Raw genomic sequence first — 16,110 nt, forward strand, 5'->3', positions numbered from 1 at the left:
GTCCTCAGGCCGCCTGGGACAGGTTCGGCGCGACCTGCAGCTTGCGTTGCAGGCGCCCCTGCAGTTCGTTGCCGAAGGCATAGAAACGCGCGCTCAGGGTGGCCACGCGGGCGGCGAAGCGGTTGTAGGCGACCACCGCGGGAATCGCCGCGAACAGGCCGATGGCGGTAGCGATCAGCGCCTCGGCGATGCCCGGCGCGACGGTCGACAGGGTCGCCTGCTGCACCTGGGACAGGCCGATGAAGGAATTCATGATCCCCCACACGGTGCCGAACAGGCCGATATAGGGGCTGACCGAGCCGACCGTGGCGAGAAAAGGCAGGCCCTTTTCCAGGCGCTCGTCCTGCTCGGCGATGGCCACCAGCAGGCTGCGCTCGACGCCGTCGATCACCGCCTCAGCCTGGGCGCCCGGCTGACGCTGCAGCTGGGCGAACTCGCCATAACCGGCGCGGAAAATCTGCTCCAAGGCCGCATCCTTGTCGGTCTGCTCGCTGCCCTCACGGTGCAGCTGGGCCAGATCGCCCTGCTGGCGGAAACGTTTGAGGAAGTCCCTATACAGGCGCTCGCAGCGGCCCAGCAACAGGCTGCGCTGGATGATCAGGTACCAGCTGGCCAGGGAGGCGGCGAGCAGAGTGAGCATGACCAGTTTGACCAGCAGGCTGGCGTCGTTGACCAGGCTCCAGACGGTCATCTGTTCGAGGGTGGCGTGCATACGTTGACTCCTGTGCATAACGGGGCGCGGCGCTGGCCTTACCCCGGCCCTCTCCTGCGGGAGAGGGTGGATGGGCGCTATTCGATTACGTGGCGGTTACCGGTTGATGACAGTCAGTCCAGCGCCAGGGCGCGGGCGACTTCACTCCAGGGCACCAACTTGAAGTTCTGCGTGGCCTCGGGCATGCGCTTGCGCCCGTCCTGCACCACCAGCATGCCCTGGCTCCAGGGTCCGCCGAGGTTGGCCGAGGTGACTTCCAGGCCGTCGGTCTCGGAGGCGCCGTCGATGCCCAGCGCGCCATTGATGCCAACCCGGAACGCCCCCTTGAGCGCATAGGGCGGCGCGGCATCGAGCACCACGTAGCTGTCGTTGCCCTGACTGGAGATCACCAGATAGTCCTGCTCACCGGCCTGGTAGAGCGCAACGCCTTCAACGTCGGCGTGCAGCACATCGCCGACCTTGAGCACGCTACTCAGCTCGGTCGGGCCATCGGCGCGGGCGTCCACGGCCCACACACCGGCATCCTCCTCACCGAGGAACAGGCGCTGGCGCTGGTCATCGGCGACGCAACCCTCGGGCTGGCTGTCCACCGCGAAACGCCGCACCAGCTCGCCTTTCACCTCGCCGCTGGCGCCGTCCAGGCGGTACTGCAGGAAGCTGCCGTCCTTGCCGTTGGCGAAGGCATACAGCTCGCCGGATGCCGGCTGGAACAGGCAGATGCCGTAGATCTCCTTGATCGGCGTGCGGATCTCGCCAGCCTCGCGCAGCTCCCCGCTAGCGCGGTCGATGGCGAACAGGTGGATGCTGTCGTGGTCGCGGTTGCTGGCCACGGCCAGGTCAACAACGGTGCCGCCGAGGTCGAAACCGGCGCGCACGTCGACGTTGTTCAGGCGACCGACCTGCAGTTCCTGCAGCAGCTTGCCGTCCAGGTCGTAGACCAGCAGGCCCTGCTTCTTGTTGGTACCGAGCACGCGCGACAGCGCCGGCTGCTCGGGGTGCACCCAGATCGCCGGATCGTCGGCGGCGTCGCCGTGGCGGCCGACCGGCTCGCTCTGGCGCAGGGCAGGGACATTCGCCAGCACTGGCGGCAGCTCGACGGCAGCCGGCTGCCAGTTCAGCTCGCCCTGATAGAAACGCCCGGCGCCGTCATCCTGCACCAGCAGTTCCAGGCCTTTTTCGCGGCTGCGCACGGCCAGGCGCTCGGGTTCTTCCAGACCCTTCAGCGGCAGGCTGGATACGGGCTGCCAGGCTTCGCCCTGCTGCTGGTAGAGGTGCAGTGAGGCGGCGCCAGGGTCCAGCGCCAGCAGGCCGCCAGGCACGCTAACCATGGCTCCGGGGCTGTTCTTGAGGCTGCCGAACGGCGCGCGAATATCCACCGGCACGCGGCTGGCATCGGCTTCCGGATGGGCCGGGTAGGCCCACAGGCCGACGTTCTCCTCATTGACGAACAACAGGTTGGCGCCATCGTCCGCCTGGCAGTACTCCGCCTGCGGCGGCAGCGGCAGGCCACGCACGCGCTCGGCGCGGGCGTTCAGCTGATTACCGCTGGCGACGAGCCACTGCTCGCCACGGCCTTCCTCGCCGACCAGAAACAGGAACAGGTTGGCCGCCTCGTCGCGGAACAGGCACAGCCCGGCCACGGCGAAGTCACGCGCCGGTAATTGCAGTGCCTGGCCCCACTGGCGCCCGGCGACATCCAGGCCGACCAGGGTGGCCTGCTGGGTACGGTTATCCAGGCTGGCGACCACGAGACGTTCGCCGGCAACGCGGCTGTCCAGCGCGGCAAAACTACCCGGCAGGCGCGCCAGTTCGGCGCCTTCGCCGTCGACCAGCAACAGGCCGCGCCGCTCGCTGGCGGCGATACGCAGATCAGCGCCGGCCGCCAGTTCGGCCGGCACGAAACGCAGATCCTCGGCCTTGATCTTGGCCGAAGCGCCCCAGGGGCTGAGCGCCAGTTTTGGCGTTGCCGCGGAGGCAGTCGATGGCAACTGCTCGCAGCCGGCGAGCAGCAGACTGGCGAGCAACAGGGAGCGGGAAAACAACGGATTCATGGGTATTCCTTGAGAACAAATCTGTATGCAGGCGCTGCCCCCTCTCCCCACGGGGAGAGGGTTGGGGATAGGGGGTTGTTCCATCCCTCTCCCCCCGCCCTCTCCCGTAAACGGGAGAGGGGGCTTATCGCGCAGCCCGCTGTATGGCCGACGCGCAGCAGGTCAATTTCAATTAGAAGTTGGTGTAGGTCAGGCCCAGCTTGTAGGTGGGCCCGTACTCTTCGTACTGGGCGTTGTAGGAGCGACTGCCGGTGTAGACGTAGTGGCTCTCGTCGGTGATGTTCTGCGCCTCGAAGCGCAGCTGCAGGCCCTTGGTCAGGAAGTAGCCGGCGCTGAAGTCGACGAACACCTGATCATCCACATGCAGGTCGTGCTGCTTGTCGTCGATGCTCGCCACTTCGTAGAGGTAGTCGGACTTGTAGTTGGCCGACAGGCGCAGGCTGAGCTTGTCGTTCTCCCAGCCCAGCATCAGGTTGCCGATCGTGTCGGACTGGAACGGCAGGTCGATGTCGCGTTCGAGGGTGCGGCCGCTGTCGGCATCGAAGCCGCTGATGCTGGCGTCGGAACGGCTGAAGGTGGCGTTGGCACCGAGCAGCAGGCCATTCCACGGCGCCGGCAGCCAGTCGAACTTCTGCGAGTAGGCCAGCTCCAGCCCCCACAGGTCGGCGCTGTCGCCATTGGCAAAGGTGTTGGCTTCGGAGAAGTCGACCCAGTCGCCGGTGCCGGACAGGTCGGCGTTGTAGACGAAGTTGTCGATGTCCTTGTAGAACAGGAAGGCCGAGACCACCCCGGCACGGCCCAGGTAGTGTTCGATGCCGAGGTCGAAGTTGCGCGACTCCAGCGGGTCCAGTTCGGGGTTGCCGAAGCTGGCCTCGTCGCCGTCGATGACGAAGCCCGGCGCCAGCTGGCCGAAGGTCGGCCGCACCACGCTGTTGGTCCAGGCGAAGCGCAGCTGGGTGTCCTTGTCCAGCTGGTAGCGCAGGTGCAGGCCCGGCAACCAGTGGTGATAGTCGTTCTTCGATTCGATGCTTTCGTAGTCACCATCGCGGATGCCGGTGCCCTTGGCCTCGAACTCGGTGCCCTCGTAACGCAGGCCGGCGATGATGCGCAGGTCGTCGATATCGAGGGTGTGCATCAGGTAGGCCGCATTGATGTCTTCGCTCATGTCGAAGTCATTCACCCGCGACTCTTCTTCGTTGTAGTAATCGGCGCGATCCAGGCCGCCGATCAAACTCTCGATGCGGTTGGCCGACAGGCCGGGGCCGAATTTATCCAGGCTGTAGTCGACCTGGCCCTTGCTGAACTGATCCATGTTCAGCTCGGCATCGCTGAACACATCGTCGAGGTCTTCGTAGGTCCAGATATCGGTGTCGTTGTCCTTGTCGCGGCGACTCAGCTTGCCGCCGAACTTGACCTGCGCGGCATGGCCTTGCAGCTCGTAGTCGCGGGCCAGGTCGAGCTTGATGTTCTTCTCGGTGTCGGTGGTGTTTTCCTCGGCCCACTCCACCTCATCGAGGGCGAAGTTGCTCGGATCGTAGAAGTCGTCGCCGATGTTCAGGCGCGGTTTCTTGCTGTCGCCGAAACCAGCGCCGGTGAAGTCGTCGAGCCCCTGGAACACCGCCCCGGCGATATGGCCGGGCGTGTCCTGCTCGGCCTCGCTGTAGCCAACCTGGCCCTGCAGCGTCCACTGGCCGATCAGGCGCTCGCCGCCGAACACGTAGGACTGGATCTCCTGGGTTTCCTCACGGTCCTTCAGCTCGCGCCAACCCTCGGCATCGCCGCTCTCGCCCGGCAGTTGCGCGTCGGCGAACTCGACGCCGGCGGCGTTGCGGGTTTCGGTGTCCTTGAAGCGGCTGTACAGGGTGCGCAGGTAGTAGCTGGAGTAATCGTCCGGGCGGTAATCGAAGTTCAGGCCCAGGCCGCTGCGCTCACGGCGGATGTCGTAGTCGCGCTGCTCCAGTTGTTCCAGACGAGCGCCGTCGTCGAAGTCCCAGTCACCGCCGGTCTCCACGTTGTCGGAGCCGAAGTCACGCTGCTGCCAGCTCAGCGCTGCGGCCACGCCGAAGTTGTCGATACCATCGCCAAGGCTGAAGCGGTCGCTGATCGCGCCGGAGAACTTCGGGCTGGTCTGCTCGGTGTTGTCGTCGTAGCTGGCCTCGCTGGTGCCGGTGTAAAACAGGCCGTCGTGGTCGAAGGCCGACAGGCTCTCCACCTCGATGGTGCCGCCGAGGGAGTTGGCGTCCATGTCCGGGGTCAGGCTCTTGACCACCGACAGCGACTGCACCAGCTCGGCCGGCAGTACGTCCAGGGCCACGGCGCGGCGATCACTCTCCGGCGCGGGTACCAGAGTGCCGTTGATGGTCACGCTGTTCAGGTCTGGCCCCAGGCCACGCACGCTGACGAAGCGACCCTCGCCCTGGTCGCGCTCGACGCTGACGCCTGGCAGGCGCTGTACCGCTTCGGCGGCGTTCTGGTCCGGCAGCTGGGCCACGCCGTCGGCGTGCACCACGCTCTCGATCTGGTCGGCGCGGCGCTGCTCTTTCAGCGCCTTGTCCAGGCTGGCGGCCTGCCCGACCACGTTGACGTGCTCGACCTGAGTCTCTTCCGCCGCCCACAGCGGTGTGGCGGCGATGGCCAACGCCAGGACGCTGATACGAAAGCCCGCCCGACGGGCATTGAGTTGACGCTTGTGCATGCTGATCTCCCCAGATAAGCCGGTTGGCCGGTAGCAATGACCGGCGACTGGGGGCGCAAGCTAGGAGTGACGCATGACGGTTACATGACAGAGCACGGCTACACCCAGCGAAACACGGGCCTTTGCCAGGGTTTACCCAAGCAATTGAACTGAAATGACCTGGCAGCTGGCTGCACAGGTGCGACATGTAGGTTGGGTCGGGCCGCGTAGGTTGAGCGCAGCGAAGCCCAACAGCCGAACACCTGTACAACTCCGCCGTTGGGCTTCATCGCTTTGCGACTCAACCCAACCTACGCCTGAAATATCGGCTCCCACAAGAGCCCTCGACCATCGAATGGCAACAAAAAATCCCTGAGCCAAATCGACCTCCCCCGCTGCAACCATTCCGTCATATGGCTCTGCTCTGCTGACGCGCAACGCTACACGGAGCCCTACACATGCCTTCCCTGCTCAGACTGCACCGCCTGAAACTGGCCGCCCTGCTCGTCGCCGCCAACCTCGCCCTGCTCCTGCACCTGGGCGCCGGACAGATCAAGCCGCTGGCCGAGTGGGTCTGGCTGGACATCCTCGGCGAAGGCGGCTCGGCCCTGCTGTGCCTGGTCTGGCTGGGCCTGGTACTGAAGAGCCGGCCCGCTGGGCGGGTCACCAGCTTCCTCGCCATGGGCCTGGGTCTGGTGTTCTTCTCCTGGTGGGTGGACGCCCTTGACGAGTTCATCAAGCTGCCCGACAGCATCAGCTGGGACCACTGGCTGGAGTCGGCGCCCATGCCTTTCGGCCTGGTGCTGCTGACCCTCGGCATCTATCACTGGCACCGTGAGCAGCTGGCCATCAGCGCGCAGATGGAAAAGCGCGAGCGCCTGTTCCGCGAACACCGTCTGTTCGACAACCTGACCCCGCTGAACACCGCCGAGTACCTGCGTCGTCAGCTGGATCAGGCGCTGGAGCACTCCCGCAGCGCCCAACAGCCGCTGTCACTGGTGATCCTCGACCTGGACGATTTCAGCCGCATCAATCACCTGCACGGCCATGCCGAGGGCGACCGTGTGCTGCAGGCGCTGAGCCAGTTGCTGCTGCTCAATCTGCGCCACCAGGACCTGCTCTGCCGCCTGGCCGGCGACCGCTTCGTAGTGCTGCTGCCCAACACCGGCGAAAGCCAGGCCCGGCAACTGGCCGAGGAGCTGCGCCAGGCCGTCGAGGCCCTGGCACACAAGGCCCGCGCCCATGGCGAGCGCCTGCAACTGCGCGCCAGCGTGGCCAGCGTGATGGCCCTGCAGGACGATGCCGAAAGTTTGCTGCAGCGCCTCAACCAGGCCCTGGCCCGCGCCAAGCAGCCTGCCTACCCACGCAGCGCCTGAGGCCCGAGCATGACGCTTAAGACCTGCTGGTACGAAAACGACAGCCGCTTCATTCCCGGCCACTGGCAGCCGGCGGTGCTGGTCGACCTGGCCTTGTCACGCGGCATCGACAGCCACCGCCTGCTACGCGGCACCGGCCTTTTCCACGAAGACCTGCTCGGTGGCCAGGCCCTGCTAAGCCCGCAGCAGTTCCTGCAGTTGCTCGACAACGGCGAGCGTCTGCTGGCGGCCGACGACACCCGCTTCCTGTTCGGCCAGCGACTGCTGCCCGGCCACTATGGCGCCGCCAGTCATGCGCTGCAGCACGCCGCCAACCTGGGCCAGGCGCTGGACATCCTGCGCCGCCAGCGCGCCCTGCTCAGCCCTCTGCTCAGCCCGCGTCTGCTGTTAGACGAGCAGCGCGTACACCTGTACTGGCTGGACAGCTGCGGCGCCGGCAATCAACAGCGCTTCCTGGTCGAGTCGGCGATGACCGCCGTGCTGGCCATGAGCCGCTGGCTGGCCGGCGCGCCGCTGCCCTGGCAGGTCAGCCTGGCCCGTCCGCGACCGCGCCAGGTGGAGCAGTACTGGGTGCATCTGGGCGAGAACGTGCGCTTCGAAGCGCCGATGGACCTGCTCAGCCTGCCGCGCCAGTACCTGCACCAGCCCTGGCCCGGCGCAGCGCAAACCGCCGGCCTGGTCGCCACCCAGCAGGGCGAGCAGCAACTGCAGGCACTGGGCTTCAGCGCCAGCCTGCTCGATCACCTGTACCGCCACCTGTTGGCCAACCTGCGTCAGCCACCGCAGCTGGAAAGCGTGGCCCTGGCCCTGGGCATGAGCCCCTCGACCCTCAAGCGCAAACTGCACAAACACGGCACGCACTTTCAGGAGCAGCTCGACCTGGCGCGCAAGCACATGGCGCTATATCTCTATCAGGTTCAGGGGCAGAGCAATGACGAGGTGGCGGCCTACCTGCAGTTCCACGACGCCACCAACTTCCGTCGCTCGTTCAAGCGCTGGACCGGCCTGGTGCCCAGCGCCATGCGCCAGCTCTGGCAGATAGGGTAAATGGGGGAGAAAAGAAGCGGGCGACGTTTGCCGTCGCAGAAAAAGAAAACCCCGCTCATGCGGGGCTCTGCAGACTGTTTCCTGACATCCGTGATCGGTGCGCCGTCCTGGCGAACAATCCCTCATGTCCCTGTTATTTCTGGTGCGCTTCCTGCGCTAAGTCCTTGAAAGCAAGATTAATCTTGCAGCTGGCAAGCTGACAGCAGCGTTCGCCGGCACACCGTGTAAGCCAAAGCTTACATTGCCACCGAGCGGGAAAGGGTTCACAAACGCCATGCGCCGGCTATGATCGCGCGCCCTGATCCTGCGCCAGCGCGCAACCGAGCCCGAACATGAAACCGCAACTGATCGCCGCCGCCGAAGTCGACCGCCTGGAAACCTGGAGCAAGTACAACAAGGACATGTGCACCAGCTGCATGTCCACCTGCTGCACCCTGCCAGTGGAAGTGCGCATCAGCGACCTGATCCGCATCGGCCTGGTCGACGAATTCGAGCGCGGCGAGCCGCCGAAGAACATCGCCAAGCGCCTGCAGAAGGACGGCATGATCGAACGCTTCAACGCCAAGTCGGGGATCTTCACCCTGACCCGCATGAGCAACAACGACTGCATGTACCTGGACCGCAAGACGCGCCTGTGCACCATCTACGACAAGCGCCCGGACACCTGCCGCAACCATCCGCGCATCGGTCCACGCCCCGGTTACTGCGCCTGGCGCCCCAAGCAGTCGTAACATCAGAATCTCCGACAGGCGCTGGCGGAATTTCGCCAGGTATTTCCTATCACCTGGCGAAAATCCGCCACCGCAGTGAGCGAGGCCCGCGAAAACAGTGGGCTGCAGGCGTTTTCCGAGCTGGCATCCGGGTTGCTATAGCTACCCCCGATGCCGCCCCGTCTACAGTGTTTAAGTAAGCGAGGCGTGCCACGCGCTTCGACCCAACAATCACAACAAAGGAAAACTCCGCATGTTCAAGCAGACTGCCATGGCGCTCGCCTGCGCCCTGTCCTTCGGCATTTCCAGCCTGGCCCAGGCCGCCGATCCGATTGTCATCAAGTTCTCCCACGTGGTCGCCGACAGCACGCCGAAAGGCCAGGGCGCGATCATGTTCAAGAAGCTCGCCGAAGAGCGCCTGCCCGGCAAGGTCAAGGTCGAGGTCTACCCGAACTCCTCGCTGTTCGGTGACGGCAAGGAAATGGAAGCGCTGCTGCTCGGCGACGTGCAGATCATCGCCCCGTCGCTGGCCAAGTTCGAGCAGTACACCAAGCAGCTGCAGGTGTTCGACCTGCCCTTCCTGTTTGACGACATGGCCGCGGTCGACCGCTTCCAGCAGAGCCCTGAAGGCCAGCAGCTGCTGACCTCGATGGAATCCAAGGGCATCACCGGCCTGGCCTACTGGCACAACGGCCTGAAGCAACTGTCGGCCAACAAGCCGCTGCTCGAACCCAAGGATGCCCGTGGCCAGAAGTTCCGCGTACAGGCTTCCGCCGTACTGGAAGAGCAGTTCAAGGCCGTGCGCGCCAACCCGCGCAAGATGAGCTTCGCCGAGGTCTACCAGGGCCTGCAGACCGGCGTGGTCAACGGTGCCGAGAACCCCTACTCGAACATCTACAGCCAGAAGATGCATGAGGTGCAGAAGTACATCACCGAGTCCAACCACGGCCTGCTGGACTACATGCTGATCACCAACACCAAGTTCTGGAACGGCCTGCCGGAAGACGTGCGCAGCGAGCTGGGCAAGATCGTCGTCGAAGTCACCGCCGAGGTGAACAAGCAGGCGGACGCGCTGAACCAGGGCGACAAGCAGCGCATCCTCGACGCCAAGACCACCGAGATCCTCACCCTCACGCCTGAGCAGCGTGCCAAGTGGCGCGAAGCGATGAAGCCGGTGTGGCAGAAGTTCGAAGGCGAGATCGGTCCTGACCTGATCAAGGCCGCCGAAGCCGCCAACCAGTAAGAGTGGCCCGAGCCACCCGTGTTGCGGGCACCTGCCCGCAACCACAGACCCTGCCGATAGTCCGTCGTGGGGTCTTGCCCATCACGCTGGAGAACCCAACATGACTGCCTTGCGGCGACTCTGGGATCACTTCGAGGAGGCCTTCATCGCCTTCCTCCTGGGGTCCATGACGCTGGTGACTTTCGTCTACGTCATCCTCAACAACCTCTATACCCTGTTCTACAACCTGGCCGACCGCTGGGAAGGGGCCAGCGAACTGCTGTTCGCCATTGGCGACATCATCCTCGAAGCCGCCCAGGCCATGACCTGGAGCAATGCGCTGACCAAGGCCCTGTTTGCCTGGCTGATCTTCTTCGGCCTGGCCTATGGCGTGCGTACCGCCGGCCATATCGGCGTGGATGCGCTGGTCAAGCTGGCACCCAAGCACATCCAGCGCGTGATCGGCGTGATCGCCTGCCTGTGCTGCCTGGGCTATGCCGCGCTGATCGGCGTGGCCAGCTTCGAGTGGGTGCAGACGCTGTTCACTGCTGCCATCGGCGCCGAGGATCTGGGCCACTACGGCATCATGCAGTGGCACATCGGCCTGATCATTCCGCTGGGTTTCGCCCTGGTGTTCATCCGCTTTGCCGAGATCCTGGTGCGCATCCTGCGCGGCCAGCAGACCGGCCTGGGCCTGGCCGACGAGGCCGCCGAAGCCGTCAAACTGTCCGAGCATGAGGAGCACAAACCATGACCGTGCTGTTCCTGTTCTTCATGCTGTTCCTGCTGATGTTCATCGGCGTACCGATCGCCATTTCCCTTGGCCTGGCCGGCTCGCTGACCATCATCTTCTTCAGCCCCGACTCGGTGCGCTCGCTGGCGATCAAGCTGTTCGAGACCAGCGAGCACTACACCCTGCTGGCGATTCCGTTCTTCCTCCTGGCCGGCGCCTTCATGACCACCGGCGGCGTGGCGCGTCGCCTGATCGACTTCGCCAACGCCTGCGTCGGCCACATCCGTGGCGGCCTGGCGATTGCCGCGGTACTGGCCTGCATGCTGTTCGCCGCACTGTCCGGCTCGTCGCCGGCAACCGTGGCAGCGGTCGGCTCCATCGCCATCGCCGGCATGGTGCGTTCCGGTTACCCGCAGGAGTTCGGCGCGGGCATCGTCTGCAACGCCGGCACTCTGGGCATCCTGATTCCGCCGAGCATCGTCATGGTGGTGTACGCCGCCGCCACCGAAACTTCGGTGGGCAAGCTGTTCATGGCCGGCGTGGTACCGGGCGTGCTGCTGGGCCTGACCCTGATGATCGCGATCTACATCGTCGCGGTGAAGAAGAACCTGCCGGCCCTGCCGCGGGCTACTTTCCGCGAATGGCTTGGCGCCGCGCGCAAGGCGATCTGGGGCCTGCTGCTGATGGTGATCATCCTCGGCGGCATCTACTCCGGCATGTTCACCCCCACCGAGGCGGCCGCCGTGGCGGCGGTGTACTCGGCCTTCATCGCCCTGTTCGTGTACAAGGACCTGCGCGTCACCGAGGTACCCAAGGTGCTGCTGGAGTCCGGCAAGCTGAGCATCATGCTGATGTTCATCATCGCCAACGCCATGCTCTTCGCCCACGTGCTGACCACCGAGCAGCTGCCGCAGCAGATCACCGCCTGGGTGATCGAGGCCGGTCTGACGCCGATCACCTTCCTGCTGGTGGTGAACATCGTGCTGCTGATCGCCGGCGCCTTCATGGAGCCTTCGGCGATCATCCTGATCCTGGCGCCGATCCTGTTCCCCATCGCCACGCAACTGGGTATCGACCCGATCCACCTGGGCATCATCATGGTGGTCAACCTGGAGATCGGTCTGGTCACCCCGCCGGTGGGCCTCAACCTGTTCGTCAGCTCCGCAGTTACCGGCATGCCGCTGACCGCCACCATCCGCGCGGCCCTGCCGTGGCTGATGATCCTGCTGGCCTTCCTGATGCTGGTCACCTACGTGCCCTTCATCTCCCTGGGACTGCCCAACTGGATCGGCATGAACTGACCCCGAGCTACTCAGCAACTTTGCCCGGCCTTGTGCCGGGCTTTTTTTGCGTGAGCCATAACGCCTTTCGGGCGACCGACTCTAGTGTGATGCCCGGCCTCCGACCGGCCCACTGAGCGGCGCGGCCCTGACCAACGCTGAAGTTAGCCGCCCACCCCAGCAGCGCCTGCCTTGTCGCTATAACAGCGTGATGCTGGGGCGCGCCGTGAAGAAAGGCGCTGAATTTCCCGGCAGCCAAACGCAGGCCGCCGCGGCGTGGTAGCCGGTTTGGCGCCAGGCACGGATATATCGCTACCGCGCAGCGAGCCCAAAAGAAGGCGCCGCCCTGCACTACCTGCAAGGCGGCGCCCGTTTTGCCGAATGGTGCGAGAGCCTGAGCCGCCACAGCGAACAGGCGCCAGCCCTGGCCGCAGGCTGGCTCAAGCAGTGGCTGCAGGACAGTTTGCTGGTTACCAGTCGAGCACCAGCCCCAGGCTGATGCCGTGCTGATCGTCATCGCCGCTGTGCTGGTAGCTGTAACCCAGCTGCCAGGCCAGATCCTTGGCCAGCTGCTGGCGCAGGCCGAGGGTGGCACGGGTCACATCGGCATCCGGCTCGTAGCCCTTGAGCTCAAAGTCCAGGCCGGAGACGCTGTTCAGCTGCATTTCCACGTCCTGCTGATCGTTCTCGAACTCGTACTCACGGGCGATCTCGCCGAACAGCTCGGCATCGGCCGCCAGGGCGAAACGGGCCTGCAGGCCAACCCCCAGTCGCTTGGACTCCAGTGTCTGGTCGTCATAGCTAAGCGCCGTAGAGCTGGCGCCGCTCTCGCGATAACCCTTGACCTCGGTGTGGGCGTAGTCGGCGCTGATGAAAGGGCGCAAACGCAGGCGCTCGCTTGCCGCCAGGTCGATACCCAGCCGACCGCCGATCGCCAAGGTCTGGCCATCGGTATCGCCCTCTTCGGTACGGGTAGTGATACCCAGGGCGAAGCGGCGCTCCAGGCTGTGATAGTCCAGGTAGCCTGCGCTTAACGTCAGGTCGCCCCACAACTGGCCATCGTCATACTGGGCGAAGGCACTGGCCAGGTAGCTGCGCAGACCGTATTCGGAATCCCGCGCCCCCAGCTCCAGATCCTGATCCTCCACCGCCAGCGCCAGGCCCAGGCGCCAGTCCTGATCCAGACGATAGCTGGCGCCCAGGTTCAGGGTCTTGCCCTTGCCATCCCCTTCGGCACTGGTATCGGCACCGTCAAAGTCGCTACGGCTGACGCCGCCGTCAGCGAAGCCACGCCACTGCCCGATCGCCTGCCAGCGCCCCCAGTCGCCTAGCCACTGCTGCTGGAGCTTGCCGCGCGCGTTATCCAGCGCGGTATCGGCGGCCTGCGGCAGCAGGCTGACTTCCCAGGGAGCAGCCAGAATCGACAAGCCCTGGTCAGCGAGGATCTGCTGCATCGCGGTAGTCGGGTGCACCAGATCGGCATAGATCAGCTTGCTTGGATCAGGTGTCGCACTCGTTGAGCCCCAGGTCGCGTTTTGGCAACCCGTGGCACCGGTAATTGCAGCTGCGTAAAAACAGGTTGCCGTCAGGTTCTGCCTGGCATCGAAACCGAAGGCAGCCGGACTCGCCAGCACCTCGCGATAGAGCAGCGGTACGTTGAGCGGAATCACCTCGGCGTCGACACTCACCATCTGCCGCACCAGCTCGGCATTGTAGGCCTGCGACAAGGCGAACTGGGCCTGGTTGAACGCTCCGCCCGTGCTCGGGTTAGGCACGTCGACCAACAGCGGCGTCATGATGTAGCGAGCACCGGCAGCCTGCAGCGCGCGCAGCGAGTCGCCCAGCCGAACAGCAGCGGCCTCGGCCGTCGGTACGCTGACCACCAGCCCCTGCAGGAAATCGTTACCGCCGCCATTGACGTAGAACAGCGTGTCGGCGTTCGCCACGCGCCCACCGACCAGATAGCCATCACGGGTACGCAGCGGAACGCCACCGGAAGCGACGACCGAGCCACCTGGCTGAGTAATGGAGCGATAGATCTGTGCAGTGGTGTAGCCGCCGACCGCCCAGTTGTCACCGTCGGCCAGCCCCTGACTCTGGCGCAGGGCACTGGTGGAGGCCGTTTGCTGGCCCAGACCAAGCCCTTCCCCTATCAGCATCGGTGAGGAGCTGCCGAATGCTTCACTGGAGAAGTAGCTATAGGAGGGCCCGATCTGCGTGGTGAAGCGGATCGGATTGCTACCGATGGCGAACTGTCCGGCATCACTCAGGCTGTCGCCGAATACCACCATGCCGTTGTATGCCGCGGCATGAATCGAAGAGGGGCCTGCCAGCAGGCAGGCGAGCGCCAGCGGCGTCAAAACTCGCTTCATGATCAGTGTCCCCGATTGTTCTTGTTGTGTTGGCTACGCCGCCGCGACTTTATGGACAGAACAACGAGAACGCACGATCACTCCACGCAAATTACCTACTAAGACTGACAGCACCAGCACCGAGCTAATCCCCGACGCAGTGGGGCTCACAGAGGGTGTACGCCACCCTCTACCGGCGCCTGTAGGACCAGCCCGCCCGCGGTGGTGGCCTTCGGTTTGATCAGGCTGAAGTCGATCAGGTTCTGTGGCTGGTGCGGATCGCCGATCAGCAGCGGCATCGGCTTGAAGTCACGGCTGACCAGGCTTTTGCTGGAGTCCAGCTCGGCAAAGCGCAGCCCGGCCAGCTCGGCCCAGGTGTGGATCAGGTTGGCGCTGCTGTAGGGGCGCTGCCGGGCAAAGCGATAGTCCTTGCCCTGCCATTTCGGCGACTGCCAGAGCATGAAGGGGATGGTGTACATCGGACTGGTCGGCGCAGCCTCGTTGCGCCCCAGCACCTCGGGCCTGGCGGCATCGAACACCGCCTCGCCATGGTCGGACAGGTACAGCAGGAAACCGTTGGGGTCGCTGGCGGCAAAGCGCTTGATCAGGCTGGAGACCACGAAGTCGTTGTACAGCACCGCATTGTCGTAGCTGTTGTAGGTGGGCAGTTGGTCATCGGTGACGTGCGCCGGCGCGCCGCTGCGGTCGGTGAAACGCTCATATTCCGGTGGATAGCGGTACTGGTAGCTCATGTGGGTACCGAGCAGGTGCACCACGATGAACTTGCGCGGCGCGGCGTCGGCCAGCACCTTGGCGAAGGGGTCGAGCACATCACCGTCATACTGGCGGGCGTTCTGCTCGCGGTTGTTGTTCAGGTAGACCTGCTCGTCGGCCTCCTTGGAGAAGGTGGTGAGCATGGTGTTGCGCTTGGTCATGGTCTGCTGGTTGGTGATCCAGTAGGTGCGATAGCCGGCCTGCTTCATCAGGCTGACCAGCGACGGCGTCTTCAGGTAGGCATCCGGGTGCTGCTGGTCGGCAAAGGTCAGCACCTGCTGCAGGGCCTCGATGGTGTAGGGGCGCGGCGTAACCACGTTATCGAACCGCTGCAACTGGTCGCGCAGCTTGTCCAGTTCCGGCGTGGTTTCACGACCATAGCCATACAGGCTCATGCGCTGGCGGTTGGTCGATTCGCCGATGACCAGCACCAGCGTCGCCGGCTGCCCCGCATGGGCATCCTGCAACGCGGTCAGCGGGGCGATCTTGCTGGCGCCGTCGAGCAGATCCTGCATGTTGGCCAGCTGGCTGCGGTACTGCTGATAGCCCACCAGCAACTGCCAGGGCGTAGCCGGCTCCAGACGTGCGGCAAAGTGATCGAAAGCGCTGCGGGGATCATCCTGCTTGATGAACTGGCGCATCGCGGGGTAGCCCAGCGAAAGGGTGAACAACGCCACACTGGCCAGCAGCGCCACGCGACGCGGCAGATAGACCGGGCGGACCTTGCGCCACAGCAGCCAGGCACCGAGACCATAGGCCAGGTAGACCGGCACCATCCACCAGGCAAAGTACTGCGTCAGGTATTCGCTGCCTTCGCTCAGGTTGGACTCGAAGAGAATGAAGATGACGCTCTGCGAGAACTCCTGACCGTAGATCAGGAAGTAACCGAACGCCGCCAGCGAGCACAGCCACAGGGGCACGCCGATCAGCGCGGCCAGCAGACGTGCACGCGCGGGGAACAGCAGCAGCGGGATCAGCCACAGGCTGCTCAAGAGGAAAGCCTGGCGAAAACCGGTAAAACCGGCTGTGCCGGTCAGCTGGATCAGCCCCTGGGTCACGCCGGAGAAGTACCAGAAAAACAGGAAGGCCCAGCCCAGGCCGGCCCAGTCGACCCGGCCAGCAGGCCCGGCAGGCGTTTGCACAGTGCTCATCGCGGCTCACCCATGAGAGAAAACCACGC

11 protein-coding genes are annotated in these 16,110 nt (G+C 64.7%); 6 read left to right on the forward strand and 5 right to left on the reverse strand.

The features are described from left to right. Positions 1–4 precede the first annotated feature (4 nt). The 3 genes from tolQ to ACF8C6_RS15155 form a co-directional block, all read right to left on the reverse strand. Positions 5–712 carry a protein TolQ gene (tolQ, locus tag ACF8C6_RS15145; RefSeq protein WP_392500042.1) on the reverse strand — a complete coding sequence of 236 codons (708 nt, stop codon included), beginning with the start codon at positions 710–712 and terminating at the stop codon, positions 5–7. A 113-nt stretch (positions 713–825) separates the two neighbouring features. Further along, a complete protein-coding gene (locus tag ACF8C6_RS15150) occupies positions 826–2,763 on the reverse strand; it encodes a phytase (RefSeq protein WP_392500043.1) in 1,938 nt (645 codons plus the stop codon). 172 nt (positions 2,764–2,935) lie between these two features. Beyond that, positions 2,936–5,458 carry a TonB-dependent receptor gene (locus ACF8C6_RS15155; RefSeq protein ID WP_392500044.1) on the reverse strand — a complete coding sequence of 841 codons (2,523 nt, stop codon included), beginning with the start codon at positions 5,456–5,458 and terminating at the stop codon, positions 2,936–2,938. A gap of 437 nt (positions 5,459–5,895) precedes the next feature. On the opposite strand from ACF8C6_RS15155, the gene ACF8C6_RS15160 reads away from it, so the two are divergent. From ACF8C6_RS15160 to dctM, 6 genes are all read left to right on the forward strand, one after another. Then, positions 5,896–6,813, forward strand: a complete 918-nt coding sequence (locus tag ACF8C6_RS15160) for a GGDEF domain-containing protein (RefSeq protein ID WP_392500045.1) — start codon at positions 5,896–5,898, stop codon at positions 6,811–6,813. Positions 6,814–6,822: 9 nt separating this feature from the next. Beyond that, positions 6,823–7,860 carry an AraC family transcriptional regulator ligand-binding domain-containing protein gene (locus ACF8C6_RS15165; protein WP_392500046.1) on the forward strand — a complete coding sequence of 346 codons (1,038 nt, stop codon included), beginning with the start codon at positions 6,823–6,825 and terminating at the stop codon, positions 7,858–7,860. A 332-nt stretch (positions 7,861–8,192) separates the two neighbouring features. Further along, positions 8,193–8,591 (forward strand): YkgJ family cysteine cluster protein, encoded by a 399-nt coding sequence (locus ACF8C6_RS15170; RefSeq protein WP_392500047.1) that lies wholly within the window; start codon positions 8,193–8,195, stop codon positions 8,589–8,591. Positions 8,592–8,823: 232 nt separating this feature from the next. Then, positions 8,824–9,813 carry a C4-dicarboxylate TRAP substrate-binding protein DctP gene (dctP, locus tag ACF8C6_RS15175; RefSeq protein ID WP_392500048.1) on the forward strand — a complete coding sequence of 330 codons (990 nt, stop codon included), beginning with the start codon at positions 8,824–8,826 and terminating at the stop codon, positions 9,811–9,813. Positions 9,814–9,913: 100 nt separating this feature from the next. Further along, a complete protein-coding gene (locus tag ACF8C6_RS15180; protein WP_392500049.1) occupies positions 9,914–10,546 on the forward strand; it encodes a TRAP transporter small permease in 633 nt (210 codons plus the stop codon). Then, the gene (gene dctM, locus ACF8C6_RS15185) at positions 10,543–11,826 is read left to right on the forward strand and encodes a C4-dicarboxylate TRAP transporter large permease protein DctM (protein ID WP_392500050.1); all 1,284 of its coding nucleotides are present in this window, start codon (positions 10,543–10,545) and stop codon (positions 11,824–11,826) included. The genes ACF8C6_RS15180 and dctM overlap by 4 nt, the downstream gene beginning before the upstream one ends. Before the next feature lie 449 nt (positions 11,827–12,275). Here dctM and ACF8C6_RS15190 read toward each other — a convergent pair whose 3' ends face one another. Further along, positions 12,276–14,177: an autotransporter domain-containing protein gene (locus ACF8C6_RS15190; RefSeq protein ID WP_392500051.1), complete on the reverse strand. Its 1,902-nt coding sequence runs from the start codon at positions 14,175–14,177 to the stop codon at positions 12,276–12,278. 146 nt (positions 14,178–14,323) lie between these two features. Next, complete coding sequence (gene cptA / locus ACF8C6_RS15195) at positions 14,324–16,081, reverse strand: phosphoethanolamine transferase CptA (RefSeq protein ID WP_392500052.1); 1,758 nt, start codon at positions 16,079–16,081, stop codon at positions 14,324–14,326. Positions 16,082–16,110 lie beyond the last annotated feature (29 nt).

Source organism: Pseudomonas sp. zbq_18 (assembly GCF_043102245.1).
In the GTDB taxonomy this organism is placed as follows: Bacteria; Pseudomonadota; Gammaproteobacteria; order Pseudomonadales; family Pseudomonadaceae; genus Aquipseudomonas.